This window comes from Micromonospora sp. NPDC005252, assembly GCF_042872475.1.
In the GTDB taxonomy this organism is placed as follows: domain Bacteria; phylum Actinomycetota; class Actinomycetes; order Mycobacteriales; family Micromonosporaceae; genus Micromonospora.
In genome coordinates, this window is record NZ_JBIAKN010000001.1 from 481,431 (window position 1) to 505,951 (window position 24,521).

Annotated in this window: 23 protein-coding genes and 2 tRNA genes; 14 read left to right on the forward strand and 11 right to left on the reverse strand. The window is 72.9% G+C overall.

What is annotated here, in order from left to right; genetic code table 11:
- Positions 1-10 precede the first annotated feature (10 nt).
- From ACFYPH_RS02380 to ACFYPH_RS02390, 3 genes are all read left to right on the forward strand, one after another.
- Positions 11-661 (forward strand): GNAT family N-acetyltransferase, encoded by a 651-nt coding sequence (locus ACFYPH_RS02380; protein WP_234584369.1) that lies wholly within the window; start codon positions 11-13, stop codon positions 659-661.
- 177 nt (positions 662-838) lie between these two features.
- On the forward strand, positions 839-1,618 hold the full coding sequence (locus tag ACFYPH_RS02385; protein ID WP_355066742.1) for a hypothetical protein: 780 nt from the start codon (positions 839-841) through the stop codon (positions 1,616-1,618).
- Positions 1,619-2,039: 421 nt separating this feature from the next.
- Positions 2,040-2,113: transfer RNA gene (locus ACFYPH_RS02390), tRNA-Ala, on the forward strand.
- 103 nt (positions 2,114-2,216) lie between these two features.
- On the opposite strand, the gene ACFYPH_RS02395 is transcribed toward ACFYPH_RS02390, so the two are convergent.
- Positions 2,217-2,450 carry a hypothetical protein gene (locus tag ACFYPH_RS02395; RefSeq protein ID WP_354863269.1) on the reverse strand — a complete coding sequence of 78 codons (234 nt, stop codon included), beginning with the start codon at positions 2,448-2,450 and terminating at the stop codon, positions 2,217-2,219.
- 184 nt (positions 2,451-2,634) lie between these two features.
- On the opposite strand from ACFYPH_RS02395, the gene ACFYPH_RS02400 reads away from it, so the two are divergent.
- Positions 2,635-3,645, forward strand: a complete 1,011-nt coding sequence (locus tag ACFYPH_RS02400; RefSeq protein WP_387178328.1) for a hypothetical protein — start codon at positions 2,635-2,637, stop codon at positions 3,643-3,645.
- Positions 3,646-3,703: 58 nt separating this feature from the next.
- On the opposite strand, the gene ACFYPH_RS02405 is transcribed toward ACFYPH_RS02400, so the two are convergent.
- A complete protein-coding gene (locus ACFYPH_RS02405; protein WP_387178331.1) occupies positions 3,704-4,609 on the reverse strand; it encodes a hypothetical protein in 906 nt (301 codons plus the stop codon).
- Between the two features lie 141 nt (positions 4,610-4,750).
- Positions 4,751-5,407, reverse strand: a complete 657-nt coding sequence (locus ACFYPH_RS02410; RefSeq protein WP_354863272.1) for a 4'-phosphopantetheinyl transferase superfamily protein — start codon at positions 5,405-5,407, stop codon at positions 4,751-4,753.
- 185 nt (positions 5,408-5,592) lie between these two features.
- Here ACFYPH_RS02410 and ACFYPH_RS02415 point away from each other — a divergent pair, with 185 nt between their 5' ends.
- Entirely contained in the window at positions 5,593-5,862 is a 270-nt protein-coding gene (locus ACFYPH_RS02415; protein WP_354863273.1) for a hypothetical protein, read from the forward strand.
- Positions 5,863-5,916: 54 nt separating this feature from the next.
- Here ACFYPH_RS02415 and ACFYPH_RS02420 read toward each other — a convergent pair whose 3' ends face one another.
- The 4 genes from ACFYPH_RS02420 to ACFYPH_RS02435 all read right to left on the reverse strand — a co-directional run bounded on the left by ACFYPH_RS02420 (position 5,917) and on the right by ACFYPH_RS02435 (position 10,377).
- Complete coding sequence (locus ACFYPH_RS02420) at positions 5,917-6,699, reverse strand: peptidase (protein WP_354861848.1); 783 nt, start codon at positions 6,697-6,699, stop codon at positions 5,917-5,919.
- Positions 6,699-7,994: a VWA domain-containing protein gene (locus tag ACFYPH_RS02425; RefSeq protein ID WP_387178336.1), complete on the reverse strand. Its 1,296-nt coding sequence runs from the start codon at positions 7,992-7,994 to the stop codon at positions 6,699-6,701. Before ACFYPH_RS02425 ends, ACFYPH_RS02420 begins: the two co-directional genes overlap by 1 nt.
- An 87-nt stretch (positions 7,995-8,081) precedes the next feature.
- Entirely contained in the window at positions 8,082-8,447 is a 366-nt protein-coding gene (locus tag ACFYPH_RS02430; RefSeq protein ID WP_354861851.1) for an MmcQ/YjbR family DNA-binding protein, read from the reverse strand.
- 382 nt (positions 8,448-8,829) lie between these two features.
- Complete coding sequence (locus ACFYPH_RS02435; RefSeq protein ID WP_387179313.1) at positions 8,830-10,377, reverse strand: dolichyl-phosphate-mannose--protein mannosyltransferase; 1,548 nt, start codon at positions 10,375-10,377, stop codon at positions 8,830-8,832.
- 255 nt (positions 10,378-10,632) lie between these two features.
- Here ACFYPH_RS02435 and rsmI point away from each other — a divergent pair, with 255 nt between their 5' ends.
- A complete protein-coding gene (gene rsmI, locus ACFYPH_RS02440) occupies positions 10,633-11,472 on the forward strand; it encodes a 16S rRNA (cytidine(1402)-2'-O)-methyltransferase (RefSeq protein ID WP_387179316.1) in 840 nt (279 codons plus the stop codon).
- Positions 11,473-11,485: 13 nt separating this feature from the next.
- On the opposite strand, the gene ACFYPH_RS02445 is transcribed toward rsmI, so the two are convergent.
- Complete coding sequence (locus ACFYPH_RS02445) at positions 11,486-12,604, reverse strand: hypothetical protein (RefSeq protein WP_387178339.1); 1,119 nt, start codon at positions 12,602-12,604, stop codon at positions 11,486-11,488.
- A gap of 158 nt (positions 12,605-12,762) precedes the next feature.
- Between ACFYPH_RS02445 and metG the strand changes: the two genes are divergently transcribed.
- Entirely contained in the window at positions 12,763-14,565 is a 1,803-nt protein-coding gene (gene metG, locus ACFYPH_RS02450; protein WP_387178342.1) for a methionine--tRNA ligase, read from the forward strand.
- Between the two features lie 46 nt (positions 14,566-14,611).
- Here metG and ACFYPH_RS02455 read toward each other — a convergent pair whose 3' ends face one another.
- Positions 14,612-15,859 (reverse strand): hypothetical protein, encoded by a 1,248-nt coding sequence (locus ACFYPH_RS02455; RefSeq protein ID WP_387178345.1) that lies wholly within the window; start codon positions 15,857-15,859, stop codon positions 14,612-14,614.
- Positions 15,860-16,165: 306 nt separating this feature from the next.
- Between ACFYPH_RS02455 and ACFYPH_RS02460 the strand changes: the two genes are divergently transcribed.
- The 6 genes from ACFYPH_RS02460 to ACFYPH_RS02485 all read left to right on the forward strand — a co-directional run bounded on the left by ACFYPH_RS02460 (position 16,166) and on the right by ACFYPH_RS02485 (position 22,169).
- The gene (locus tag ACFYPH_RS02460; RefSeq protein ID WP_354861859.1) at positions 16,166-17,065 is read left to right on the forward strand and encodes a TatD family hydrolase; all 900 of its coding nucleotides are present in this window, start codon (positions 16,166-16,168) and stop codon (positions 17,063-17,065) included.
- A 46-nt stretch (positions 17,066-17,111) separates the two neighbouring features.
- Entirely contained in the window at positions 17,112-17,981 is an 870-nt protein-coding gene (gene rsmA, locus ACFYPH_RS02465) for a 16S rRNA (adenine(1518)-N(6)/adenine(1519)-N(6))-dimethyltransferase RsmA (RefSeq protein ID WP_354861861.1), read from the forward strand.
- Between the two features lie 86 nt (positions 17,982-18,067).
- Positions 18,068-19,018: a 4-(cytidine 5'-diphospho)-2-C-methyl-D-erythritol kinase gene (locus tag ACFYPH_RS02470; protein ID WP_354861863.1), complete on the forward strand. Its 951-nt coding sequence runs from the start codon at positions 18,068-18,070 to the stop codon at positions 19,016-19,018.
- A 117-nt stretch (positions 19,019-19,135) separates the two neighbouring features.
- Positions 19,136-20,941, forward strand: coding sequence for an ABC-F family ATP-binding cassette domain-containing protein (locus ACFYPH_RS02475; RefSeq protein ID WP_354861865.1), 1,806 nt, complete (start codon positions 19,136-19,138; stop codon positions 20,939-20,941).
- 95 nt (positions 20,942-21,036) lie between these two features.
- A complete protein-coding gene (locus ACFYPH_RS02480; RefSeq protein ID WP_354861867.1) occupies positions 21,037-21,492 on the forward strand; it encodes a DUF4383 domain-containing protein in 456 nt (151 codons plus the stop codon).
- Positions 21,493-21,692: 200 nt separating this feature from the next.
- Positions 21,693-22,169 (forward strand): DUF4383 domain-containing protein, encoded by a 477-nt coding sequence (locus ACFYPH_RS02485; protein ID WP_354860522.1) that lies wholly within the window; start codon positions 21,693-21,695, stop codon positions 22,167-22,169.
- 4 nt (positions 22,170-22,173) lie between these two features.
- Here the strand turns inward: ACFYPH_RS02485 and ACFYPH_RS02490 are convergent, their stop codons facing one another.
- Both ACFYPH_RS02490 and ACFYPH_RS02495 read right to left on the reverse strand, forming a co-directional pair.
- Entirely contained in the window at positions 22,174-22,860 is a 687-nt protein-coding gene (locus ACFYPH_RS02490) for a TetR/AcrR family transcriptional regulator (RefSeq protein ID WP_354860520.1), read from the reverse strand.
- Positions 22,861-23,083: 223 nt separating this feature from the next.
- Positions 23,084-24,049: an acyl-CoA desaturase gene (locus tag ACFYPH_RS02495; RefSeq protein ID WP_387178350.1), complete on the reverse strand. Its 966-nt coding sequence runs from the start codon at positions 24,047-24,049 to the stop codon at positions 23,084-23,086.
- Positions 24,050-24,379: 330 nt separating this feature from the next.
- On the opposite strand from ACFYPH_RS02495, the gene ACFYPH_RS02500 reads away from it, so the two are divergent.
- Positions 24,380-24,451: transfer RNA gene (locus ACFYPH_RS02500), tRNA-Gln, on the forward strand.
- The last annotated feature ends 70 nt before the right edge of the window (positions 24,452-24,521 follow it).

Sequence of the window (24,521 nt, forward strand, 5' to 3'; positions counted from 1 at the left end):
GACTGTGCGGGTGAGCCTCTTCGGACCCGCGCGAGCCCCCGGCTGGCCGGCGGTGCTGGTCGACGGCCCGGTGCTGCTACGGCCCTACCGGCGCTCCGACGCGGCGGCGTGGTCGGAGGTGCGCCGGGCCAACCGGGCCTGGCTGGCACCGTGGGAGTCGTCGCTGCCGGGCAGCTGGGACGAGCTGAACTCGCCGGCCGCGTTCCGCTGGGTGCACCGTGACCAGCGGCGTTCCGCCCGCGAGGGCGAGGGTATGCCGTTCGCGGTCTGCCTGCGGGAGGCCGACCGGGACCGGTTGGTCGGGCACCTCAACGTCGGCAGCATCGTGCGCCGCGCCTTCTGTTCCGGCTACGTCGGCTACTGGGTCGACGCCCGGGTCGCCGGACAGGGCGTGATCCCGACGGCGCTCGCGCTCGCCGTGGACCACGCGTTCGGCCCGGGTGGGCTGCACCGGGTGGAGGTCAACATCCGGCCGGAGAACCGACCGTCGCGGCGGGTGGTGGAGAAGCTGGGCTTCCGCGAGGAGTCGTACCACGTGCGCTACATGCACATCGACGGCGCCTGGCGGGACCACATCGGATACGCGATGACGAGCGAAGAGGTCGCCGCCGAGGGCGGTCTGCTGGCCCGCTGGCACCGGGTACGCGCCACCGCGCGGTGAGCCGTCCCACGCACGGGATCGGCGCGGCGCGGCGGCATCACGGTCGGTGCGCCGTAACCTCAAGTAACTGCAAGCTGCGGCAAGCGCTCACCGCCCGGACGATCTACGCACCCAGGCACGATCGGTGGAAGATCCTGCGGTCGGGCAGCGTTTGCTCCGAATTCGGTGACGGGAGGGGTGAGGGTGCCGACCTCGGTGCTCCTCGCCGTCCTCGCCGCCGCCGGCCTGCTCGCCCTGGCCCCGGCGCTGGTTCGTCGGTACGACGCCACCGAGCGGCTGGTGGCGGAGCGGGCGCAGTCGACGGCGCGGGTGCTCCAACGCCGTCGACGGCGCCGCACTGTGCCAGGACGGCAGCCCGTGCACCCGCCCCGCTCCCTCGTCGTCACCCTCAGTGAAGATGCGACTACAGGAAGGCTGGCTGCGCCGGTCTCCGCGCCCCCGGCGGCACGCCGCTCCGGCCGGCTGCGCGCCGTACCGCCGGCACCGAAGCGCTCCCGCCGTCGTCCGCCGCGCCGGCAGCACACCCCCGCCGTGTACCGCCGACGCCGGGTGCTCGCCGCGCTGCTACTGCTCAACGTCGTCGAGTTGATCGGCGTGCTGTTCGTCAGCCCCGGCTTCTGGATCGGCTTCTCGGTCACCTTCCTGCTGCTGGCCCTGTACGTCGTACACCTGCGCGGGCGTGCCCTCGCCGGCCGGCGTCGACGCCGCGCCCACGCCCGGGAGGCGGCGTGGCTGGCAGCCCGCCAGGCCGAGGTCCGCCGCGAACAGGCCCGCCGAGCGGCGGCCCGCCGGGAGGCGCAACGCCGCCTGGCGGCCCAGCGCGAGGGGGTACGCCGAGCAGCCATGGGCCTCGACCGGCCCGGCGACCTGCCGGCGGCCGTCAACGGGGGCTCGGTCTCGTACCGTCGCTCCGGAGGACTGCGCGGCCGCCCCTACGAGGCCGGCCGCGGCGCCTGACCCCGCGCTGCCTCGACCTCGCGGTGCCCGGCGTCGCGCTGCCCTGTGTCGCGGCGCCTGGCCTCGCGGCGCCTGGCCTCGCGGCGCCCGGTCTCGCGACGCCCGGCGTCGCGCTGCCCGGTGTCGCGGCGCTTGATCGACTCCGGTTCGCCGAGGTGGGGGTATCGCCGCGAGATGATACCGCCACATCGGCGACGTCGAGTCGATCAAGGGTGTGCGGGGGCTTGATCGACTCGACTTCCTGGAAGGCGGGGTGTCGAGGCGTCCCGGATGCCCCGGTTTCCTGGAAGTCGAGTCGATCTCCGTGCTGGTGACAGCGCCGCACCGGGGGCGGATTCGCGGTGGAGGCCGGCGACCTGTTAGCCTTGCTGCCGGCCCGCCCGGTGTAAGCCGGGTGGGACCGAAGCCGGTTCGCCGGTGGGGGGCTGTGGCGCAGACTGGTAGCGCACCTCGTTCGCATCGAGGGGGTCAGGGGTTCAAATCCCCTCAGCTCCACCCCAGGTCAAAGGCCGTTTCCGCGAGTCGGAGACGGCCTTTTTCGATCATGAAGGCAAGCGCGGCGGCGCGGACGTGCACGGTCAACTGAAGCGCTCGGTGGTCACGAGCACCGGGCGAGCACGGCCGGATCGGTGCGCAGACCGCGACTCAGCGAGGCGGAACTCCACCAACCGGCGCTCGGCGTCCAGCCCGCGCTGTGCAGACCCGTCGTGGTGAAGTCGTCGTGCCGGGTGAACTCCTCGACGAGGATGCCCTCCACCTCATGATCGCCCTGCGCGGACCGGACCAGGTGGTAATCCAGCGAAGGCCCGGCGTGCGGCCGATCGGTGCTCACCGGCCCCATCCTCCGGCCACGCCGCACACCGGGCAACAGTGATCCGTCCATACCAGACGGTTAGCCCGCAGACGTCGATCATGTCGTCCATCCGACCTGCCGCAACCGAGAGGCATGTTCAGGGGTGCTTCTGGCATCAGTTGACGCCCGGGAGTATCCGGGCCGCCCGCACGGGGAGAAGAGAATGACGCACACCGCTCGACACCGGATGCTCGCCGGCACCGCCGCCGGCCTGCTGGCCGCCTCTCTCGGCGTCGCCGTGGCCTCGACGGCGACCGCCGCGCCCAGGACCGGGGCCACCAGCGCCTGCACGATCAGCACCTTGCCCTATCCGACGGACACCTACCGCGCCGACGCGAGCGTCATCGACCCGTCGGGCCGCTTCGTCGCCGGCACCGCCCTGCGGATCCGGGAGGACGGCAACCAGTACCTGCTGCTGACCTGGGACGGGCAGCAGCTCACCGAGACCGAGGCGCCGGGCAACGGGATCGACCCGGTCGACGTCAACGAGAGCGGCATCGTGATCGGCAACGGCTGGGCGGAGAACGGCATCGGCCGACCGTGGACGTACCGCGCCGGCAAGCTCGAGCAGTTGCCGGTGCTGCCGTCCACCGGCATCTTCGTCTCGGCCATCAACAAGGCCGGCGACATCGTCGGCTACGGCTCGGACATCGTGCCCGGCGAGTTCGTCGCCCTGCGCTGGCCGGCAGCCCGCCCGGGCACGGTCGAGGTGCTCGACGCCCCGGTCAACGCCCAGCCGGTGGGGATCTCGCCGAACGGGACGATCGTCGGTTACGCGGGCCCGTTCGGTGACTGGACCAGCTGGGTCCGCCGGCCGAACGGCAAGATCAAGCCGCTCGCGGTTACGGGTGGTGGTTCGACCTCGCTTAACGCCGCCGCGGGCCACTGGGCCGTCGGCCAGGCCTGGCTGGGTGGCACCAGCCCGGCCAAGGTGCGGTGGGACGTGCGCGACGGCTCGTACACGTTCCTCGACCAGGAGATGGGGCTGGACGACGTCAACGCCAAGGGCGTCGTGGTGGGTGGCGACCGGGTCGCGCGCGGGTCCACCTCGCGGGTCCTGCCGGGCAGCGGCGAGCGGATCAACATCGGCGCTCGGGCCATCTCCGACACCGACACCATCGTCGGCTTCCGCAACGCCGACCGGGTGACGCCGGTGCGCTGGACGGGCTGCTGACCGCGCACCAAACGGGGGCGTGGGGCCGGTCCGATCACCGGGCCGGCCCCACGGCACGTCACGGCCTCCAGGAGCCGGCGGTCGCGAACTTGTGCTGGTACTCCAGCACTCCCGAGGTGTCCTGCACGTCGAACACCACGCTGCCGGTGCGCTTGGTGCCCGCGGTCAGGTCGTTGGCGGCCGGCATCGGTTTGCCGCAGCCGGAGAAGGCGCCGGCGATCGCGTTGGTCTCCGTCCCGTCGGCGGCGACCCACTGGAAGTACAGCGGGTTCGCCGAGCCGGTGCCCTTGGTGACCGCCACAGTCACGTCGGCGATCACGTACATGCCCTCGTCGGGCTTGAGGCCGTACGACGTGCAGGGCTTGGTGGCGGTGCTGAACTTCGTCACGGTGATCTCGACGGTGCCGCCGTTGTCGTCGATGACCAGGGTGTCCCCGGCGGACATGTTCCGGGTGTCGCTGTCGGCGGACGCCCGGGGCGACGGCGCGGTGCTGGCCGGCGGCTGCCCGACACCACGGGTGACTGCCGGGGTGGGCAGCGCGTCGGTCACCTCGTTCGCGGCGCGGTTCGCGCCGATGACCACCGCCACGATGCCGCCCGCGCAGCACAGCAGGGTGAGCACGGCCGCGGTCACCGCGATGGCCACCACTGTCTTCTTGGAGTTCTTCGTCTGCACGGGCGGCGGCGGCATGAGCGGGTAGCCCGGCCCACCGGGCTGCGGGTAGGCGCCCGCGCCGGGCTGCGGGTAAGCGCCGCCGGCCTGCGGGTACGCGCCGCCCGAGAACGGCGGCTGCTGCGGGTTCGCCGCTGCCGACCACGGGCTGGGCGGCACCGGCGCCTGCGGGACCGTCGGGTCGGCGGCGGACTGCTGCGGCTGCGGTGTCGCCGCGAACGGTTGCGTCGGCGGCTCCGGGTTCGGCTGCTGAGGGTCCTGCGGCCCGGCGGGGGGCTGGGGGTGGGTCACCGTACTCCTTGACGCCTCGTACGTGCGGTTCGGGAACCCGCCGACGCTACCGTGCGTCGCCGACCCGCCGGTCGCCGCGCCGGCTCGTGTCCCACCGTCCGCGAGTCGTCGACGCACCGGCCAGAATGGACGGTGCAGGGGTCAGCGCAGCGTGAGGACGGCGGCGGTGCGGACCAGGCCGTCGGCGACCACGAACCGGCCGGTGATCGTGCCCGGAGGATCGGCGACCTGCGCCGCGTCCACCCGCGCCGGTGCGATCCGGGCGGTGAACGTACCGGAGTCCGGGTCCAGCGTGAGGTGGGCGTCGTGGAAGTCCAGCCAGCTTCCGACGACGGGGTGCCAGACCTTGTAGACGGTCTCCTTGGCGCTGAACAGCACGACGGGCCAGGAGATGTCGGAGGGTAGCCGCGCGAGGGTCTCCTCCTCCTCGGGCAGCAGCACGAGTCGGCGTACCCCCGCATTGATCTCGCGGTGCCGTTCGGCGTCCATGCCGACCGATCGCAGGTCGGTGGCGCGCGCCGCGGCGGCGGCGCAGTAGCCGGTGGTGTGGGTGATGGTGCCGACCACCCCGGCGGGCCAGATCGGCGCGCGGTCGGCGGCGGCCGGCACGGCCGCCACCGGCAGGCCGAGGTCGGCCATCGCGCGGCGGGCGCACACCCGGCCGGCGGTGAAGTCCCGTCGACGGGTCTGCACCGCCCGTTCGCCGAGGCACGCCTGTTCGGCGGTGAGGAGTTCCCCGGTCCAGTCGTCGGGTGCGGCGACCGCCACGGCGACCGTCGGCGGCAGGAGGTCACGCACGGCCGCCACCTACCGTCCGGTAGCGAAGGGGCATCCGCTCGACCGTCAGATTTCCGACTCCCACGACGGGAGAAGGTACCGCAAAGATGTAACACCGGAGGGACGCGTCGCGCCCTCCAGGATGGCTCCGGGGGGACCACCATCAACACCTGGCCAGTCCCGCGAACATCTTGAGAGGACCTGCGATGAGCGATGGCACCGAACCGCCGGGGGATCGGGCCGACGACCACGCACCGACGACCCCGGGCTGGAGCTGCGGCTCCTGCGGCGACGAGTGGCCGTGCGCGACGAAGCGCAGCCGGCTGCTCGCGGAGTACGGGGATGACCGGGCGATGCTCAGCGTCTACCTGGGCTCGTGTCTCGCCGCCGCCGCCGAGGATCTGCGCGCGGCCCCGGTGATGTCGCTGCAGGACCGGTTCATCGGCTGGCTGCCCCGCGGCGCGCGACGCCGCTGAGCCCGCCGGTGGCCCCGCCCGGCGTGGGCGGGGCCACCGGTTGGCCGGGCGGGTTCAGGCCCGGCGAGGCCGGCGGGTCAGCGCGAAGCCGAACACCCCGGCCACCGCGGCGAGCACGCCGCCGATGCCGGTCCAGATCCACCGCGAGCCGAGATCCGGCAGCCAGTCCGCCGGCGAGTCGCCCTCGTCGTCGGCCTCCGGGTCGGGCGTCGGTACGGCGTTGAGCACCGTCCCCGCCCTGGTGTTCGCCACCAGCGGCGCGGCCAGCTCACCGTCGTCGGCCGAGGCGCCCCGGTCCGCGAGGACGCCGACCAGCAGGTCCACGTCGACGGGTGCGCCCAGGTCGGGCTCGGGCAGGTCGATGACGGAGAGCCGGACGACGTACGTGCCGGGCAGCGGGTCCGCCGACCACGGCTCGGCCCAGGGCCGCACCTCGCGCAGCGTGCAGCCCAGCGCCACGCTCGACGCCTTGCCGTCCACCGTCGGGGTCTGCGCCCCGGCGGTGCACGCCTGCCGTCGGCGCAGCCCGTCGAACACGTCGACGGTCCAGGTGGAGGCGCCGCTGCGTGCCTTCGGGAAGGTGACGGTGGCGCTGATCTCGTGCACCTGCCCGGCGGTCGCCGGGAACGACCAGTAGAGGTGGTCGCCGACCGAGGCGTCCACCCGCACCGGTTGGCCGGCCGTGATCGGGGTGGCGGTGAGGAACGAGGTGCCGGCCCGGGTCACCGGCGTGGCGCCCGGAGACGGGGTGGGGGCGGCCAGGGCCGCCCCGGGCAGCAGCGCGGCCCCACCGGCGGCGAGCAGCGCCGCCAGCGACCGGAACAGTGCGGTACGCATCAGTTCTCCCTCCAGGTGGCGACCCACCAGCGGGTGAGCAGGCCGGCGATCAGGCCGGTGAGCAGGCCGGCCACGGTGAGCAGGGCGAGCAGCACCCAGCCCCGGCCGAGGTCGGGCCCGTCCGGGGCTCCCGCGGCGGCGACCACGTCGATGGTCAGCTCCACCGGCATGCCGGGCGTCGCCGCGGTGCCCGGGCGTGCGGCGAACGAGTTGCTCACCACCAGGCAGACGGTGGTGGGCTCGACGACGGGCGTCGAGGTGTCGGCGGTCGCGTTCTCGTCGTCGGCGGTGTCCTCGTCGTCGGCTGTGGCCGACCAGCGCAGACCGGCGGAGAGCACGTCGGCCCGGCCGCTGCCCGCGTCGGCGCCACGGACGAGTTCCCGGCCATCCGATGCGGTGGCCCGCAGCAGCACCCCGTAGTCCCGGTTCACCGGCCGGTCCAGCGCCATGCTCACCGACGCGCGCAGCTCCTGCCCGGGGCGTACGGGCACCCGGTAGTAGCGGTGCTCGGAGAACGACTCCCGGTCGGCGTACACGCCTGGGGCGAGCAGCGGCGCGGAGTCACAGGCGCTCGCGCCGCCGACCACGGTCGGGGCCCGGGTGTGGGTGTCACCGGCCCGCTCGACGAGCTGTTTGATCCGGCCGGTCAGCTCGTCGGCGCTCTGCGCCGCGGTGTAGGTGCCTCCGGTCGCCCCGGCGATGCAGAGCAGCTGACGGCGTACCTTCTCGTCGGGCGCGAGACCGAGCGTGTCGACGACCAGGCTGGTGCCCTGCGCGGCCAGTTCCCGGGCCACCTGGCACGGGTCCGGTGGTGCGCAGGTGTCCTCCCCGTCGGTGATCAGCACGATCCGCCTGGTGGTGGCGCCGGTGCCCAGGTCCTGTGCGGCGGAGCGCAGCGCGAGCCCGACCGGGGTGAACCCGGTCGGTCGGAGCGTCGCTACCGCCGCCTTGGCCCGGGTCCGGTCGACCGGCCCGACCGGAACGATCTGTTGGGTGTCCTGGCAGCCGACCTTCTTGTCCTTGCCCTTGTAGGTCGCGCCGAGCACCCGGATGCCGAGCTGGGTCTCCTCCGGCAGCGCGTCCACCACGTCGTTGAACGCCTGCTGGGCCACCGAGATCCGGCTGCGCCCGTCGATGTCCGCGGCCCGCATCGAGCCGCTGACGTCGAGCACCAGCTCGACCCGGGGCGGCTCGGTCGCCTGCTCCTCGTCGGCCGCCGCCGGGACCGGCCCGGTCAGCGCGGTGGTCGCCAGCAGTCCGAGGAGGACGGCCGCCGATCGTCTGAAGTTGATCACGGCGGGCAGTGTAGTAAAATCCACTTTGGATGATCATTGGGGTGGTTGGTCGTCCCGGATGACCGGGGACGCGTGGACCCGGCCGGGTCAGGCGGGCGGGTCGAGCAGTGCGACCAGCCGCGTCGGCGCGATCTCCCGGTACGCGTCCCGACACAATTCGTCGATCTCGGCCCAGTCGACCGTGCCGTCCAGCCGTACGCCGACCCAACCCCGACCGCCGACGTAGGGCGGGCGGAAGAAGCGGGCCGGGTCGGCGGCGGTCAGCTCCGCCTGGGCGCCCGTCGGCGCGGCGCACCAGAGGTGGGGAAAGTCGTTCTGGTGGTGCCCGTCGGCGTGCAGAGTGACGAACACGCTCTTGTCCCGGACGAACCAGGTCGGTGACCCGTGGCTGGGCCGCTCGGTCACCTCGGGCAGCGCGAGGCAGATCGCCCGGACCCGTTCCAACAGCTCCACGGCACCCCGCCTCCCGTCACGATCCCGACGCCCACCACGGCGAGCCTAGTGCGTCGGGCCGGGTCGCCGGCAGCCCTCGAAGCGGCCTCCGTCGGCGTCGAGTCAGCCGGTTCGGGGGCGCTGGGTCCACGTCAGGTCACCCTCGGTCAACGGTCGGAGGGGAGACGTCGGCCCGGGTGGAATCCGTCGGAAATCTGACCCAAGTTGACCCGTTGTGCCGGTGGTGCGCGGTGGTTAAGCTCTTCATGCGCGCCCCAATCGCCCGCTTCCCCCGTGGCAGGCGATCGGGGCGCGCGTCTTCGTGTAAGAGGTCGGGCCCGCACGCGTGACGCGTGCGGGCCCGATTTTCCGTCGCGCTGTGCGGCGCGTCGCCCGCCGGTGCTTATATCCAGCGGCCGTCGAGCCACATTCGGGACAGCCAGTCCGAGTACGGGATCAGCCGTCCCACGAAAATCGGATAGAAGTACGCGAAGCACAACGCCACCAGCAGCACGTACGCCCCGGCCGCGATGCTGCCCACCAGCCGGCGTTCGTAGCCCGCGTCGCCGGGCACCAGGGCTGCCGTCTCACCCACGTCACCGCCGGGCGGAGCGATCAGCGCGCCCAGCACGTACACCACGGCCAGCACCAGGAACGGCAGCGCCGGCGCGACGTAGAACGAGAACATCGTCCGGCCGTCGAGGGCGAACCAGAACCAGGGCAGCAGTCCGGCGGCCACGGTGAGCAGGATCGCGCCGGCCCGCCAGTCCCGTCGGGCGATGCCCAGCCAGACCAGCGCCACGAGGGCGGGCAGGAACGACCACCACAGCAGCGGGGTGCCGAGCAGCAGGATCTCCGAGGCGCAGGTCGGCGCCCCGCAGGCGCCGTCGCCGGACCAGTGGAACGCCACCGGCCGCCCGAGCAGCAGCCACTGCCACGGCCACGACTGGTACTTGTGCGGATCGTCGAGCTGGGCGTGGAAGCCGTACGCGGCGCGGTGGTACTCGAAGAGGTTGACCAGCGGGCCGATCACCGGGGTGTCGCTGAGCGGGGCGCTCGGGTAGGCCGACGCGAGCCGGTAGTAGCCGTCGTCGCTGAGCAGCCACCCCGACCAGGTGGCGAGGTAGGTGCCGACCATCAGCACGCCGGCCAGCACCAGCCACGGCACCTCGTCGAGCAGGGTGTCCCGCCAGGGTCTGCGGACGCCCGCCGAGCGGCGGACCCCGACCTCCCAGAGGACGACGAACAGGGCGAACACCGGCACGAAGTAGAGCGCGCTCCACTTGACCGCGCAGGCGCAGCCGATCAGCACCCCGGCGGCGAGCCGCCACCACGGCCACGTGCGCCAGCCGGTCGCCGGCCGGCCCGCGCGCCCCGGCAGACTCGGGTCGAGCCCGTCGTCCAGGGCGCGCGCCCAGCGCCGGCGGCGGGCGTCCCGGTCGAGCACCAGCGCGCCGAAGGCGGCCAGCACGAAGAACAGCAGGAAGATGTCGAGCAGCGCCGCGCGCGACAGCACCAGGTGGAAGCCGTCCAGCGCGAGCAGCAGGCCGGCCGCGCAGCCGAGCACCGTCGAGCGGAACAGCCGCCGACCGATCCGGACCAGCAGCAGTACCGACAGCGTGCCGATCACGGCCGCCGAGAACCGCCAGCCGAACTCCGGCGCGGTGGTGAACAGGTGCCCACCGACGGAGACCTTCGACTCCGCGTCCTGATAGCCGAAGGCCCACTCGCCGACGCCGATCAGCCACTTGCCCAGCGGCGGGTGCACCACGTACGACGGGCCGTTGTCCTTGTAGTTCCACTCGACGCCCCGGCTGATCAGCCCGTACGCGTCCTTGGCGTAGTACGTCTCGTCGAAGATCTTGCCCTTGGGGCTGGACAGGCCCACGAAGCGCAGGATCCCCGCGATCGCCACCACCACGGCGGTGGCGAGCCACGAATACGGGTCCATCCGGGTGTCGACGGTGGCGAACCGGCGGCGGACCACGGCGGATATGCCCCCACCGTCGGCACGTGGTGCCGTCGGTTCCTGGTGGGGGCTGGGCTCGCCGGACACCTCGACCGTGTCTGCCGGGTCGGCGCTCGGGCTCTGCGCTGTCGACGCACTCGTCACCCGGCGATCGTAGGCTGCCAGGGTGTCCTGTGGCGCCCGTCGTCCCTGATACCGGTATTCGCTGTCGATGAAGGAGACGATGTCGTGGGTGAAATGTCCGAAGCTGGGCGCCTGATCCTGCTCGGTGCCCCGCTCGGCAACCCCGCCGATGCCTCGGTGCGGTTTCGGGAAGTCCTGGCCAGCGCCGACGTGGTGGCCGCCGAGGACACCCGCCGCCTGACCCGGCTGGCCCGCGACCTCGACATCACCGTCGGCGGCCGGATCGTCTCCTATTTCGAGGGCAACGAGGAACGGCGTACGCCCGAACTGGTCGAGGTCATCCTCGGCGGGTACGTGGTGGCGCTGGTGACCGACGGGGGCATGCCGAGCGTCTCCGACCCGGGTTACCGGCTGGTCCGGGCCGCGTTGGACGTCGGGGCGCCGGTCACCGTGGCCCCCGGGCCAAGCGCGGTGACCACCGCCCTCGCCGTTTCCGGGCTGCCCTGCGACCGGTTCTGCTTCGAGGGGTTCCTGCCCCGCAGTGGGGGTGCCCGCCGGTCCCGGCTGCGCGCGCTCGCCGCCGAGGAGCGCACCCTCGTCTTCTTCGAGGCGCCGCACCGGATCGGCGCGGCGCTCGCCGACCTGGCCGAGACGTTCGGCGCGGACCGGCCGGCCGCGCTCTGCCGGGAACTCACCAAGACCTACGAGGAGGTGCTCCGCCGCCCCCTCGGCGAGTTGGCCCGGTGGGCCGCCGAGGGTGATCCGCGCGGGGAGATCACCCTGGTGGTGGCCGGCTCGCCGGTGACCGCGCCGGAACGCCCCGACGACGACACCCTGCGCGCGGCCGTCGCCGAGCGGGAGGCCGCCGGCCGGTCCCGTCGGGACGCCATCACCGACGTCGCCACCGAATACTCGCTGCGCCGCCGTGAGGTCTACACGATCGTGCACAGCTGACCCACCGGCGCGTTCACCACGCGGCGGCGAGGAAGCCGAGGGTGATCAGCGCCGGGCCGGCGAGAGCCGTGGCCACCGCCCAGCGGCGGTGTCGCCGGCCGGGCAGCCGGGCCGACCCCGTCCACCGGACGATGCCGGCGGCGCAGCCGAGCACCGCCAGCAGCCCGGGCAGCCAGCGCAGGTGTCGGCCCGCGCCGGTGTCGGCGTACGCGGTGTCGCCGTCCGGGCCGGTCATCCGTGCCCGCAGCGCCGCCCCGGGGGCGCCACCTCCGGCGGGTACGCCGCTGACCCGTACCCCGTGGGCCAGGAACCGCCCGTCGTCGGCCGTGAAGATGCCCCGGCACCGCTGGGTGAGACCGCCTCCGGTGCAGTGGTCGATCACCACCGTGCCGTCGCGCGCGTGCCCGACCGCGAGCCAGAACGGGCCGGCGCTGACCCAGGCGAAGAAGGCCGCGACCAGGCTCAGCAGCACCAGCGCGGTCAGTCCGGGCAGCGGGTCCGGCAACGCGGTCGTCCGCGACGAGGGACGGCGAGCCCGGCGCTGGGGGGCGGCGACCTCGCGGACGGGAGTGCCGTCCCAGTGCACCTGCTCGATCGGCGCCCAGAACGTGCCCTCGTCGTCCGGTGGCCGGTCCCCGTCGACCCGGTGAGCAATTCGGCGACGGCTCTGCTGGCGTACCGGCACCCGACGCGGCACCGCGTCCACCGGCGCCCCGGTGGTCGGCTCCACCTCGACCGGGACCCGGGTTGCCGGCTGCGCCTCGACCGCCGTTCGGGCCGGTTCGCGCGCCGCCGGCGCGACGTCGGCCGACGCGCCCGGCGGGCTCGGCGGCTTCGGGCGGGCTGGGCTGGGCACGGGCGCCGTCGGGCTGGGCCGCGCCGGGGTGGGGGCCGGCGCGGCCGGCGTGGGCCGGGCCGGGGTGGCGGCGAGCTCCGTCGAGGTGTCCCGCCGTGGCGCGGCCGCCCGCCCGGACGGCGTGGGCCGCTGGTGGCCGGGCCGATCGGGTTCGGGGGCGGTGACCAGCCGGGGCTGCGGCGCGACCCCGGCGGCCCGGGGTGAGTCGGGCTCGTCGCCGCCGGTCGGCCCGGTGGGACGCTCGTCGTGGTCCCGGGCCGCTCCTCTGCCAGTCACGACGTTCATTGCACACCGGCAGCGGAGGCAGATCGGGCAGCTGGACCGCGTGTCGACGACAAATCGGACCAATGGGCGGGGTGGTCGATCCGGTCCGGCGGCCCGGCACCCCCCATTGGTTCGCGGACGCCCCGGGCGGGTCACTAGGCTTGCTGCTCATGAGTCACGTTCTCGCGGCAGTGGCCTGGCCGTACGCCAACGGCCCCCGCCACATCGGCCACGTCTCCGGTTTCGGCGTTCCCTCCGACGTCTTCGCCCGGTACATGCGGATGGCCGGCCACGACGTGCTCATGGTCTCCGGCACCGACGAGCACGGCACCCCCATCCAGGTGCAGGCCGACGCCGACGGGGTGACCCCGCGCGAGCTGGCCGACCGGTACAACAGGGTGATCGTCGAGGACCTGCACGGCCTCGGGCTCTCCTACGACCTGTTCACCCGCACCACCACCCGCAACCACTACGCGGTGGTGCAGGAGCTGTTCGAGGGGATGTACCGCAACGGCTACATCGTGCCGAAGACCACCATGGGCGCGATCTCGCCGTCCACCGGGCGCACCCTGCCCGACCGGTACATCGAGGGCACCTGCCCGATCTGCGGGTACGACAGCGCGCGCGGCGACCAGTGCGACAACTGCGGCAACCAGCTCGACCCGATCGACCTGATCGACCCGAAGTCGCGGATCAACGGGGAGACCCCGAAGTTCGTCGAGACCGAGCACTTCTTCCTGGACCTGCCCGCCCTGGCCGACGTGCTGCGCCAGTGGCTGGACACCCGGGAGGGGTGGCGGCCCAACGTGCTGCGGTTCTCCCGCAACCTGCTCGACGACCTCCAGCCGCGGGCGATCACCCGGGACCTGGAGTGGGGCGTGCCGATCCCGCTGGACGGTTGGCGGGATCGCTCCGACAAGCGGATCTACGTCTGGTTCGACGCGGTGATCGGTTACCTGTCCGCCTCGATCGAGTGGGCCCGCCGCTCCGGCGACCCGGAGGCGTGGCGCAGGTGGTGGTCCGCCGACGGGGAGGGCAAGGACGCCCGGTCGTACTACTTCATGGGCAAGGACAACATCGTCTTCCACTCGGTGATCTGGCCGGCGCTGCTCTCCGGGTATTCCGGCGAGGGCTCCCGCGACGGTGAGCCGGGCGAGCTGGGTCGGCTCAACCTGCCCACCGAGGTGGTCTCCAGCGAATACCTGACCATGGAGGGGCGCAAGTTCTCCTCGTCCCGCAAGGTGGTCATCTACGTCCGCGACTTCCTGGAGCGCTACGACGCCGACGCGCTGCGCTACTTCATCGCCGCCGCCGGTCCGGAGAGCAACGACACCGACTTCACCTGGGCGGAGTTCCTGCGCCGCAACAACGACGAGCTGGTCGCCGGCTGGGGCAACCTGGTCAACCGGTGCGTCTCGATGGCCGCCAAGAACTTCGGGGCGATCCCGTCGATCGACCCGGCCGGCCTCACCGAGGCCGACGAGGGGCTGCTCGCCGTCGCCCGCGCCGGGTTCGACACGGTCGGCGACCTGATCGGCCGGCACCGGCAGAAGCAGGCCATCGGCGAGGCGATGAGGGTCGTCGCCGAGGCCAACAAGTACCTCTCCGAGCAGGCGCCGTGGAAGCTCAAGGCCGAGGCCGACAAGCCCCGCCAGGGCACCATCCTGCACGTCGCCCTCCAGGTGGTCAGCGACGCCAACACGCTGCTCACCCCGTTCCTGCCGCACTCCGCGCAGCAGGTGCACGAGCTGCTGGGCGGCACCGGCGTGCACGCGCCGATGCCGGTCATCGAGCAGGTCGACGACCTGGACGGCGGGCCGGCGTACCCGGTGCTGACCGGGGACTACACGGTGGGCGCGCGCTGGGAGTCGGTGCCACTGGAGGCCGGTCGGCCGCTGGCCGCGCCGAAGCCGGTGTTCCGCAAGCTCGACCCGTCGATCGTCGACGAGGAGCTGGCCCGACTGGCCGGCTGATCAGCGAACGGCGCGCGGCGGTGGGCTCTCGGACCGCCGCGCGCCGTCACATCACGTACCGGGTGTCCCTGATCTGGTCGTCGCTCACCTCGGCGCCCGGCGCCCAGGTCTCGTAGACGCCCCGGTCGTGGCACTGCGCGCCGGTGGCGATCACCGCGTCCGGGTCCGGGAAACGCAGCCGTAGCCGCAGCCAGCCGGCCTCCTCGCGCAGCACCAGGCACGACACGCCCCGCCACTGCGCGAACCGGACCCGGCGGGCCACCGCGTCCACCGGATAGCGGGCCGCCCGGGTCATCGCCAGCACCCGGAACCCCCCGGGCAGGTCGGCCACCGCCTCGTACTCCGTGTCGCCGTAGAGGCCGACCAGCTGGGTGGAGCGCGGGGCGTCGCCGGTCGGCACGTACTCCTGGTCGGGGGAGAGGCCCGGCACCGCGGCCAGCAGGTGCCGCCACTGCGGGCCCACCATCCGCAGCCACGCGCGCTGCTCGGCCTGGTAGCTGTAGAGCACCACCTCGACGCCCTCGGCGGGATAGGCGACGAGCGTCGCGTTCGCCGGCATCGGCAGGTCGGCGAAGTCCCGGGTGATGAACTCGGGGATGAGCTGGCCGTTGCTCGGCACGAAACCGGTGCCCAGCACCGGCGGGCCCAGCCGGTCCCGGGACGCCAGCGCCGTCAGCCCCCGGTGCGCCTCGCCCACCGGCACGTCGTAGTCGCCCGGGTCGGCGGCCCGCCAGCGCAGCGCGTACGCCACGTCCGAGCCGTCCCGCCCGACGTCGCCGTCGGTGCGCAGCACCGTGGTCGTCGACGGCGTACGCAGGTGCGCCACGTCGTGCTCGCGATAGCAGAAGCCGTGCGGCAGCCAGCCCCGCACGTACCCGGCGAGCTGCCGGCCGGAGAGCACCTTCACCATCCGGGTGCCGCGCCGGATGATCGCCGAGGCACGCATCGCGGCCAACACCGGGTCACCCGCCGCGGACGGCTGCTGGCTGAGCTGGTGTACGTGCGACCAGCCGTGTTCCCGGTGCGCCGGCATCATCAGCGGTGTCTCCGGCTCCTCGGCCGGCACGACGGCACCGTGCACCGCGCTCACCTCCGTGACGTGCACGAACCGACGCCACGGCAGGGCGCTGCCCGGACGCGGCGCCCGCTCGAAGCCGGCCACCTCCTCGGCGCTGAACAGCTCGTACGCGGCGCCCCGGGCGATCTCCTCAGCCGGGTAGACGCCGCCGCCGAAGGCCACGCGCAGGCCGGTCCGTTCGCCGGCGGCGTCGCTCGCGTGGGGTGTGACGCTCACCCCGCCGCCTCGCTCCGCTCGGCAGCGGCGTGAGACGCCACGCTGCTGTGCCTCATGGTTCGCTCGCTGCGCTCGCTCACCCCGCCGCCTCGCTCCGCTCGGCAGCGGCGCGAGACGCCACGCTGCTGTACCTCATGGTTCGCTCGCTGCGCTCGCTCACACCACCGCCTCGCTCCGCTCGGCAGCGGCGCGAGACGCCACGCTGCTGTACCTCATGGTTCGCTCGCTCACCCGGCGACGGTAGAGTCGCGCGGCGTAGTCGAGGTGAACGCCGGGTGGCGGGCGGATGGACGGCCCCGGTGTGTGATGCTGTCGCTGATGAGCGAGCCGACTGAAACCCGCCGCGAGCGTGCCGCCCGGCGGGCCGGAGAGTTCCCGCCCGCCCCCGAGCCGCTGCCCCGGCCGGTGCTGGACAGCCACACCCACCTGGACATCACCGTCAGCGAGGCTGGCGTGCCCGGTGGCGGGCCGTCCGACGACCCGGTCGCCACGGCGATCACGGTGGCCACCAAGGTCGGCGTGGACCGGCTGGTCCAGGTGGGCGTGGACGTGGCCTCCTCGCGGTGGGGCGCGGACATCGCCGAGGCGTATCCCGCCGTGCTGGCCACCGTGGCGCTGCACCCCAACGAGGCGCCCCGGCTGGCCGACCTCGACGAGGCGCTGCGGGAGATCGAGTCGCTGGCCGCCCGCGACCGGGTCCGGGGGATCGGCGAGACCGGCATGGACTTCTTCCGTACCGGCGACGAGGGGCGCGCCGCGCAGGAGACGAGCTTCCGGGCGCACATCGCCATCGCCAAGCGGTACGGCCGGACGCTTGTCATCCACGACCGGGACGCGCACGCCGACGTGCTGCGGATCCTCGACGACGAGGGCGCACCGGACACGGTGGTGCTGCACTGCTTCTCCGGTGACGCCGAGTTCGCCCGCGAGTGCGTGCGCCGGGGCTACCTGCTCAGCTTCGCCGGCACCGTCACCTTCGGCAGCGCGACCGCCCTGCGCGAGGCCGCCGCGCTCACCCCGCTGGACCAGATCCTGGTGGAGACCGACGCCCCCTACCTCACCCCGACCCCGCACCGTGGCCGGCCGAACGCCTCGTACCTCATCCCGCTCACCGTCCGGTCCCTCGCCGCGACCACCGGCAGCGACCTGGACGAGCTGTGCGCGGCCATCTCCGCCACCGGCGACCGGGCCTTCGGCCCGTGGTGAGCCCGGCCCGGCGGCCGGTCCCGACGACGCCGCTACGCTGCCAGCCATGACCGGTCTCCTCGGCCCGGCGGAGATCCGGGAGCTGGCCGCCCGGCTGGGCGTCGCGCCCACCAAGAAACTCGGCCAGAACTTCGTGCACGACCCGAACACGGTGCGGCGGATCGTCACGGCCGCCGGCCTGACCCCCGACGACGTGGCCCTGGAGGTGGGCCCGGGGCTCGGCTCACTCACCCTGGGGCTGCTGCCGGTCGCCGGGCACCTGCACGCCGTGGAGATCGACCCGACACTCGCCGGTGCGCTGCCGGAGACCGTCGCCAGGCACGCCGGGGCGGACGCCGCCCGGCTCACCGTGCACCGCGCCGACGCGCTCCGGGTCAGCGCCGCCGAGCTGGCTGACCCGCCGCCGACCGCGCTGGTCGCGAACCTGCCCTACAACGTCGCCGTACCGGTGGTGCTGTACCTCCTCGCCGAGCTACCCACCCTCCGGCACGGCCTGGTGATGGTGCAGAAAGAGGTCGCCGACCGGCTCGTCGCCGGTCCCGGCTCGAAGGTGTACGGCATCCCGTCGGTCAAGCTCGCCTGGTACGCCCACGCCCGAAGCGCCGGTAAGGTGCCGCCGAACGTGTTCTGGCCGGTGCCCAACGTCGACTCCGGTCTGGTCGCCTTCACCTGCCACGAACCGCCCCGCGCCGACGTGCCGCGGGAGCGGGTCTTCGCCGTCGTGGACGCGGCGTTCGCGCAGCGCCGAAAGACCCTGCGCGCCGCGCTGGCCGGCTGGGCCGGTGGCCCGGACCGGGCCGCCGCCGCGCTGACCGCCGCCGGCGTCGACCCCGGGGCCCGGGGGGAGTCACTGACCGTCGAGCAGTTCGCCGCCATCGCCGCGTCGGCCCCGGCCGGTACGGTGGCCGCGAAGTAGGCTGACGCCGTGTCCGCCGACTCCGCCGAGGAGCTGATTTTGAGCAAGCCGTTCGACATTCGCCTGCGCACGCGGGACCTCACCCCGTGACCGAGGCCTGGCGACCGGACGACGAGGACGATCGACGCGGGGCCATCGGTCCGGTGCGGGTCCGGGTGCCCGCCAAGGTCAACCTGCACCTCGGGGTGGGCCCGCTGCGCCGCGACGGCTACCACGAGCTGAACACCGTCTATCACGCCATCTCCATCTACGACGAGCTGACCGCCCGCCGGGGCGACACGCTGGCGTTGACCATGGAGGGCGAGGGCACCGGCGAGCTGGCGCTGGACGACTCCAACCTGGTGATCCGCGCCGCGCACGCCCTGGCCGGGTACGCGGGGGTGCTGCCGCACGCCCGCCTGCACCTGCGCAAGCAGATCCCGCTCGCCGGCGGGCTGGCCGGCGGCAGCGCCGACGCGGCCGCCGCGCTGGTGGCCTGTGACGCGCTGTGGGGCACCGGGCTGTCCCGCGACGAACTGGCCGGGATCGCCGCCGACCTGGGCTCCGACGTGCCGTTCTTGATCTACGGCGGCACCGCGCTGGGCACCGGCCGGGGTGAGGCGGTCAGCCCGGTGCTGGCCCGAGCCACCTCCTGGCACTGGGTCGTGGCGATCGCCGACAGCGGCCTGTCCACCCCGGCCGCGTACCGCGAGCTGGACCGGCTGCGCGACTCCGGCGCCGCCGGCGCCCCGCTGGGCAGCACCGACGCTCTGCTGGGTGCGCTGCGTCAACGCGACCCCCGGGTCCTCGCCCGAACGCTCGGCAACGACCTGCAGGACGCCGCGCTGGCCATGCGGCCCGCGCTGGCCGACACCCTCAAGGCCGGCGAGGCGGCCGGCGCGCTCACCGGCATCGTCTCCGGCTCCGGCCCGACCTGCGTCTTCCTCGCCGCCGACGCCGCCGACGCCGAGCGGATCGCCGCCGAGCTGACCAGCGCCGGGGTGTGTCGGGAGGCACGGGTCGCGCACGGGCCCGTGGTGGGCGCGCGCGTCGGCTGACGTCGCGTCCCGGACGGCCCGCGCGGCGAGGGTGGCCGGAACGTCCGCGTACCCTTGGGTTCAGGCGTCCCGAGGTGCCCGCCGGCACCCGGACGCCTTGATCTTGAAGGGTGGAACGTGGCCAACATCGTCAATCTGGACCGGGTGTCCAAGGGGTACGGCGCCGCCGGGCGGCTGCTCACGGACGTCTCGCTCGGCCTGGACGACGCCGACCGGATCGGTGTGGTCGGCCTCAACGGCGCCGGCAAGTCCACCCTGCTGCGCCTGCTCACCAAGCAGGAGGAGCCCGACGACGGCCGGGTCACCCACCGCCGTGACCTGCGCGTGCTCTGGCTACCGCAGCAGCTCACCCTCGCCCCGGACGCCACCGTCCGGGACGTCGTGCTCGGCACCGCCTGGCTCGGTGAGGGCATGGGCGCCGAGCACGAGTGGGCCGGCGACGCCGGCGTCCGCAACATCCTCGACGGCCTCGGCATGCCGCACCTCGGCCTCGACCAGCCGGTCGGCCCGATGTCCGGTGGCGAACGGCGGCGGGTGGCGCTCGCCGCGCTGCTCGTCCGCGACTCGGACCTGCTGATCCTCGACGAGCCCACCAACCACCTCGACGTCGGCGGTGTCGACTGGCTGGCCCGGCACCTGGTCGGCCGCAAGGGCGCCCTCGTCGTGGTCACCCACGACCGGTGGTTCCTGGACGCGGTCTGCACCACCACCTGGGAGGTCGGCGACCAGACCGTCCGGGCGTACGAGGGTGGCTTCGCCGCCTGGACCCTCGCCCGCGCCGAGCGTGAACGCGTCGCCGCCGCCACCGAGGCCCGCCGGCAGAACCTGCTCCGCAAGGAGATCGCCTGGCTGCGGCGCGGGCCGCCCGCCCGCACCTCCAAGCCGCAGTTCCGCATCGACGCCGCGAACGCGCTGATCGCCGACGTGCCGCCGGCCCGCGACACCATGTCCCTGCAGCGCATGGCCGTCTCCCGGCTCGGCAAGCAGGTGTACGAGCTGGAGAACGTCGAGCTGCACGCCGGGCCGAAGGAGATCCTGCGCGACGTCACGTGGCTTGTCGGCCCCGGTGACCGGATCGCCATCCTCGGCGCCAACGGCGCCGGCAAGACCACCCTGCTGCGGATGCTCGCCGGCATCACCCGCCCCGACGGCGGCCGCCTCGGCACCGGCTCGACGGTGCGACCGGCGTTCCTCTCCCAGGAACTCGTCGAGCTGCCCGGGCACCTGCGGGTGCTGGAGGCCGTCGAGGAGGTCGCCCGCCGGGTCCAGCTCGGCGACCGGGAGGTCTCCGCCGCCCAGCTCGCCGAGGTCTTCGGGTTCGACGACCGCCGGCTCTGGACGCCCGTCAGCGACCTCTCCGGCGGTGAGCGTCGCCGGTTGCAGATGCTGCGGCTGCTCGCCGGCGAGCCCAACGTGCTGCTCTTCGACGAGCCCACCAACGACCTGGACACCGACACGCTGGCCGCGCTGGAGGACCTGCTCGACTCGTGGCCCGGCACGATCATCGTGGCCAGCCACGACCGCTACCTCATCGAACGCGTCACCGACACGGCGTACGGGATGTTCGGCGACGGCCGGCTCGTGCACCTGCCCGGTGGCGTCGACGAGTACCTCGCCCGGACCGCCGAGCGAGCCGGCGCCACCCGGGCGGGCGGCACCGGCCCGGTCGCGCCGGCCGGGCCCACCGCGGGTGGCATGTCCGCCGCCGAGGTGCGCCAGGCCCGCAAGGAGCTGACCCGGATGGAACGGCAGCTCGGCAAGCTCGACCAGCGCGAGGTGACCCTGCTCGACCAACTCGCCGCCGACGCCACCGACTACGCCCGCGTCGCCGAGCTGGACACCCAGCTCAAGGATCTGCGCGCCGAACGGGAACGGATCGAGGAGACCTGGATGACCCTCGCCGAGGACCTGCCCGAGGGCTGAGCGGGCCGGGCACGCCGGCGCGGGGGCCGTGTGCGGCGTCACACCGACACATGCGGAACAATCGTCGGCGACACCTCACCCTTGGAGACCCAGACATGGCCCACACCCCCATCAACCACCCCGCGCGGCCGATCTACCGGGCGATCGGCGGGCTGACCGGTCTGTACCTGGTGGTCTTCGGCGTGCTCGGCATCATCACGAGCGCCGGCAACGAGATCCTCGCCCAGGACGACACCCGCGTCCTCGGCCAGGGCGCCAACCTCGGCTTCTCGCTGCTCTGCGTGCTGCTCGGGCTCGTCGTGCTGGTCGGCACCGCGCTCGGCCGCAACATCGACGTGGCGATCAACCAGTGGATGGCGTACGCCCTGATGGTGATCAGCCTGGCCGGTCTGGCCTTCATCCGGACGGACGCCAACTTCTTCAACTTCAGCATCTTCACCGTGATCGTCGTGATGACGGCCGCCCTGGTGCTGCTCATGGCCGGCATGTACGGCAAGGTCGGCACGGAGGATGAGGCGGAGGCGTTCCAGAAGGCTCGTCTCGTTCTCTGAGTCTCTTCCGGTGTGTGGTTTTCGCCGGAGCCCGAGCTGCTCCGGGCGGTCAGGCTTGATCCCTGCGCAGCTCGGGCTCCGGCGAAACCTGACCTGGTCCGGCCTGCGGCGGACCGTTTCGGGCTTTGTGGTTCTCCGGACGGTCGGCTCTGCCCTGGGTGACAATCCTCCTGAAACGGTCGATTCAGGGGGGTCTGGGTATGCCGCACTTTCCGGTGAACCATCCGGCACGGCCGCTCTACCGGGTGCTCTCCGGCCTGATCGGCGTCTACATCCTGGTCTTCGGCGTCTGGGGTGTCGCCGAGACGATCGGCGACCCGCTCTTTGACCGGGGCAACCACTGGGCCCTCGGGCTCCGCACCAACCTGGCCTTCTCGCTCGCCTCGGTGGTCTTCGGAGTCGTCCTGATCATCGGGGCGTCCCGGCGCAGCAACCTCGGCCACTACATGAACCTCACCGCCGGGGCGGTGTTCCTGGTGACCAGCATCCTCATGATGTCCGTGCTGCAGACCGACGCGAACTTCCTCAACTTCTCGATGTCGACCGTGATCGTGTCGATGCTGTTCGGCCTGATCCTGCTGGGCACCGGCCTGTACGACAAAACCGGCCCGTCGGAGCACGCCGAGGCGGAGCTGGAACGCCGCAAACATCCGGTGGCCGACGTGCACCGCCGCTGAACGGTCAGCGGCGGCGGGCGGTGATCAACGTGGGCTTCGCCTCCAGGTGCGACAACCCGTTCCAGGCCATGTTGACCAGGTGCGCCGCCACCGTCTCCTTGCGCGGCTTGCGCACCTCCAGCCACCAGCGGCCGGTCAACGCGACCATGCCCACCAGGGCCTGCGAGTAGAGCTCGGCCAGCTTCGGGTCGTACCCGCGGCTCTTGAACTCGGCGCCCAGGATGTGCTCGACCTGGTGGGCCACGTCGTTCATCACGCTGCTGAAGGTGGCCGTGCCGGACAACAGCGGCGACTCGCGGACCAGCACCCGGAACCCGCTGGTCTCCTCCTCGATGTAGCCCAGCAGGGCCATCGCCGCCTGCTCCAGCAACTCACGCGGATGCCCCGCCGTCAGCGCCGTGGTGATCCGGTCCAGCAGGGCCCGGACCTCCCGGTCGACCACGACCGCGTACAGCCCCTCCTTGCCACCGAAGTGCTCGTACACCACGGGCTTGGAGACCTTGGCGCGGGCCGCCACCTCCTCGATGGAGGTGGCGTCGAAACCTCGCTCGGCGAACAGCTGCCGGCCGATCGCGATCAACTGCTCCCGCCGCTGCGCAGCCGACATGCGTACGCGTGAGGGGGGCTTGGGTTTCGCCGCCGCGGCCGGCACCGCACGCCGGCCGCCGGCTTCGTCACTGACCTCGGGCATGTCGCCGCCTCGCTGGCGCTCGGTGACGCCCTGCCGTGGAATGGTGCCTCCGCTGTGCCCGCTCACGTCGTCGCCTCACTGGCGGGCGGCCCGTCCGGCCTGCCGTGCCGTCCGACCGTACCCGGATCGGGCTCGGCCCCCCCGTCCGCCGAGCCGTCCGGCCCCCCGCTCCGCTCGGCCACCCGGCCATCCTGCCAGGTGGCACCCCACGGCACCGCCCGGTTTACCGGGGTGCGACCGGTTTCACGAGCTTGGCCGCGAGACGTTCGGGCTTCGGCCAGCGCACCTGCGACGCCGCGCCGACCTTCTCGAACAGCCAGATCACCCGGGCCGAGATGTCCACCTGACCACGCAGCACACCGTGCCGCGCGCTGGTCGGGTCCGCGTGGTGCAGGTTGTGCCAGCTCTCACCGAACGACAGGATCGCCAGCGGCCAGAAGTTCGACGCGCGGTCGCCCTGGCGCATCGCGAACGGGCGCTCGCCGTACACGTGGCAGACCGAGTTGATCGCCCAGGTGACGTGGTGCAGGAGGCCGATCCGGACCAGCCCGGCCCAGAAGAACGCGGTGAGCGCGCCCTGCCACGACCAGGTCACCAGGCCCCCGATCAGCGCCGGGCCGAGCAGCGAGACGGCCACCAGCACGGGGAACAGTCGGTCCACCCGGCTGATGTCGCGGTCGGCGATCAGATCCGGTGCGAACCGCTCCCGGTTGGACAGCTCGCGGCGGAACAGCCAGCCCACGTGTGCGTGGAACAGACCCCGCGTCAGTGCCCAGAAACTGGTGCCGAAACGCCACGGCGAGTGCGGGTCACCCTCCAGGTCGGAGAAGGCGTGGTGCCGCCGGTGGTCGGCCACCCATTGGATGATCTCGCCCTGTACCGCCAGCGAACCCGCGACCGCCAGGGTCACCCGCAGCCAACGCTTGGCCTTGAACGAGCCGTGCGTGAAGTAGCGGTGGAAGCCCACCGTGATGCCGAGCCCGGAAACCACGTACCAGACCAGGCCGATGATCACGTCGCTCCAGCCCAGCCAGCCGCCCCAGGCGATCGGCACGGCGACCAGCAGGGCCACGAAGGGGATCACGACGAAGGCCCACAGGGCGGCCAGGATCCCGTTGGACTGGCTGCCGTCGGTGAGCGGTTTCGGGCCGGGGCCGGCGGTGTTGGGTTCGAGCATGGTAGTGGACATGGCACCTCGCAGAGGGGACGGAAACGATCACGAACCTACGCCTACGTCACCGTAACTTACGGCTCGGTAGATCGCACGGGGAAGTTTGAAAAAGCTGTCGTACGTAGGTCCTAAAGCCCTGCTCAGGGCCCACCCTCCATTCGCTGTGGGGTGCCGCCCGAGCGGTTTCCCGCGCGGGGTGTCACCGCCGCCTCGGTCACGAGCCACGTGCGATGGTCGGCAAGGCCGAGGGGATCATGAAGGGCAGGAGTGCTGGCGTCGCGGCCGTCGGGCGTTAAGGTGTACCGGCAGGATGCTCGTTCTGAGGCGACGGTGTTCTTGACGTTGCAATCGGCCGTGGTGTAATTGGCAACACCCGGGTCTTTGGTACCCGTATTTCAGGTTCGAACCCTGGCGGCCGAGCTGTCCCGACAAGTCCGTTTTGGGTTCTGCTGGGGGTAAGAGGACGCGCTGCCGGGCCGCGTGGTTAGCA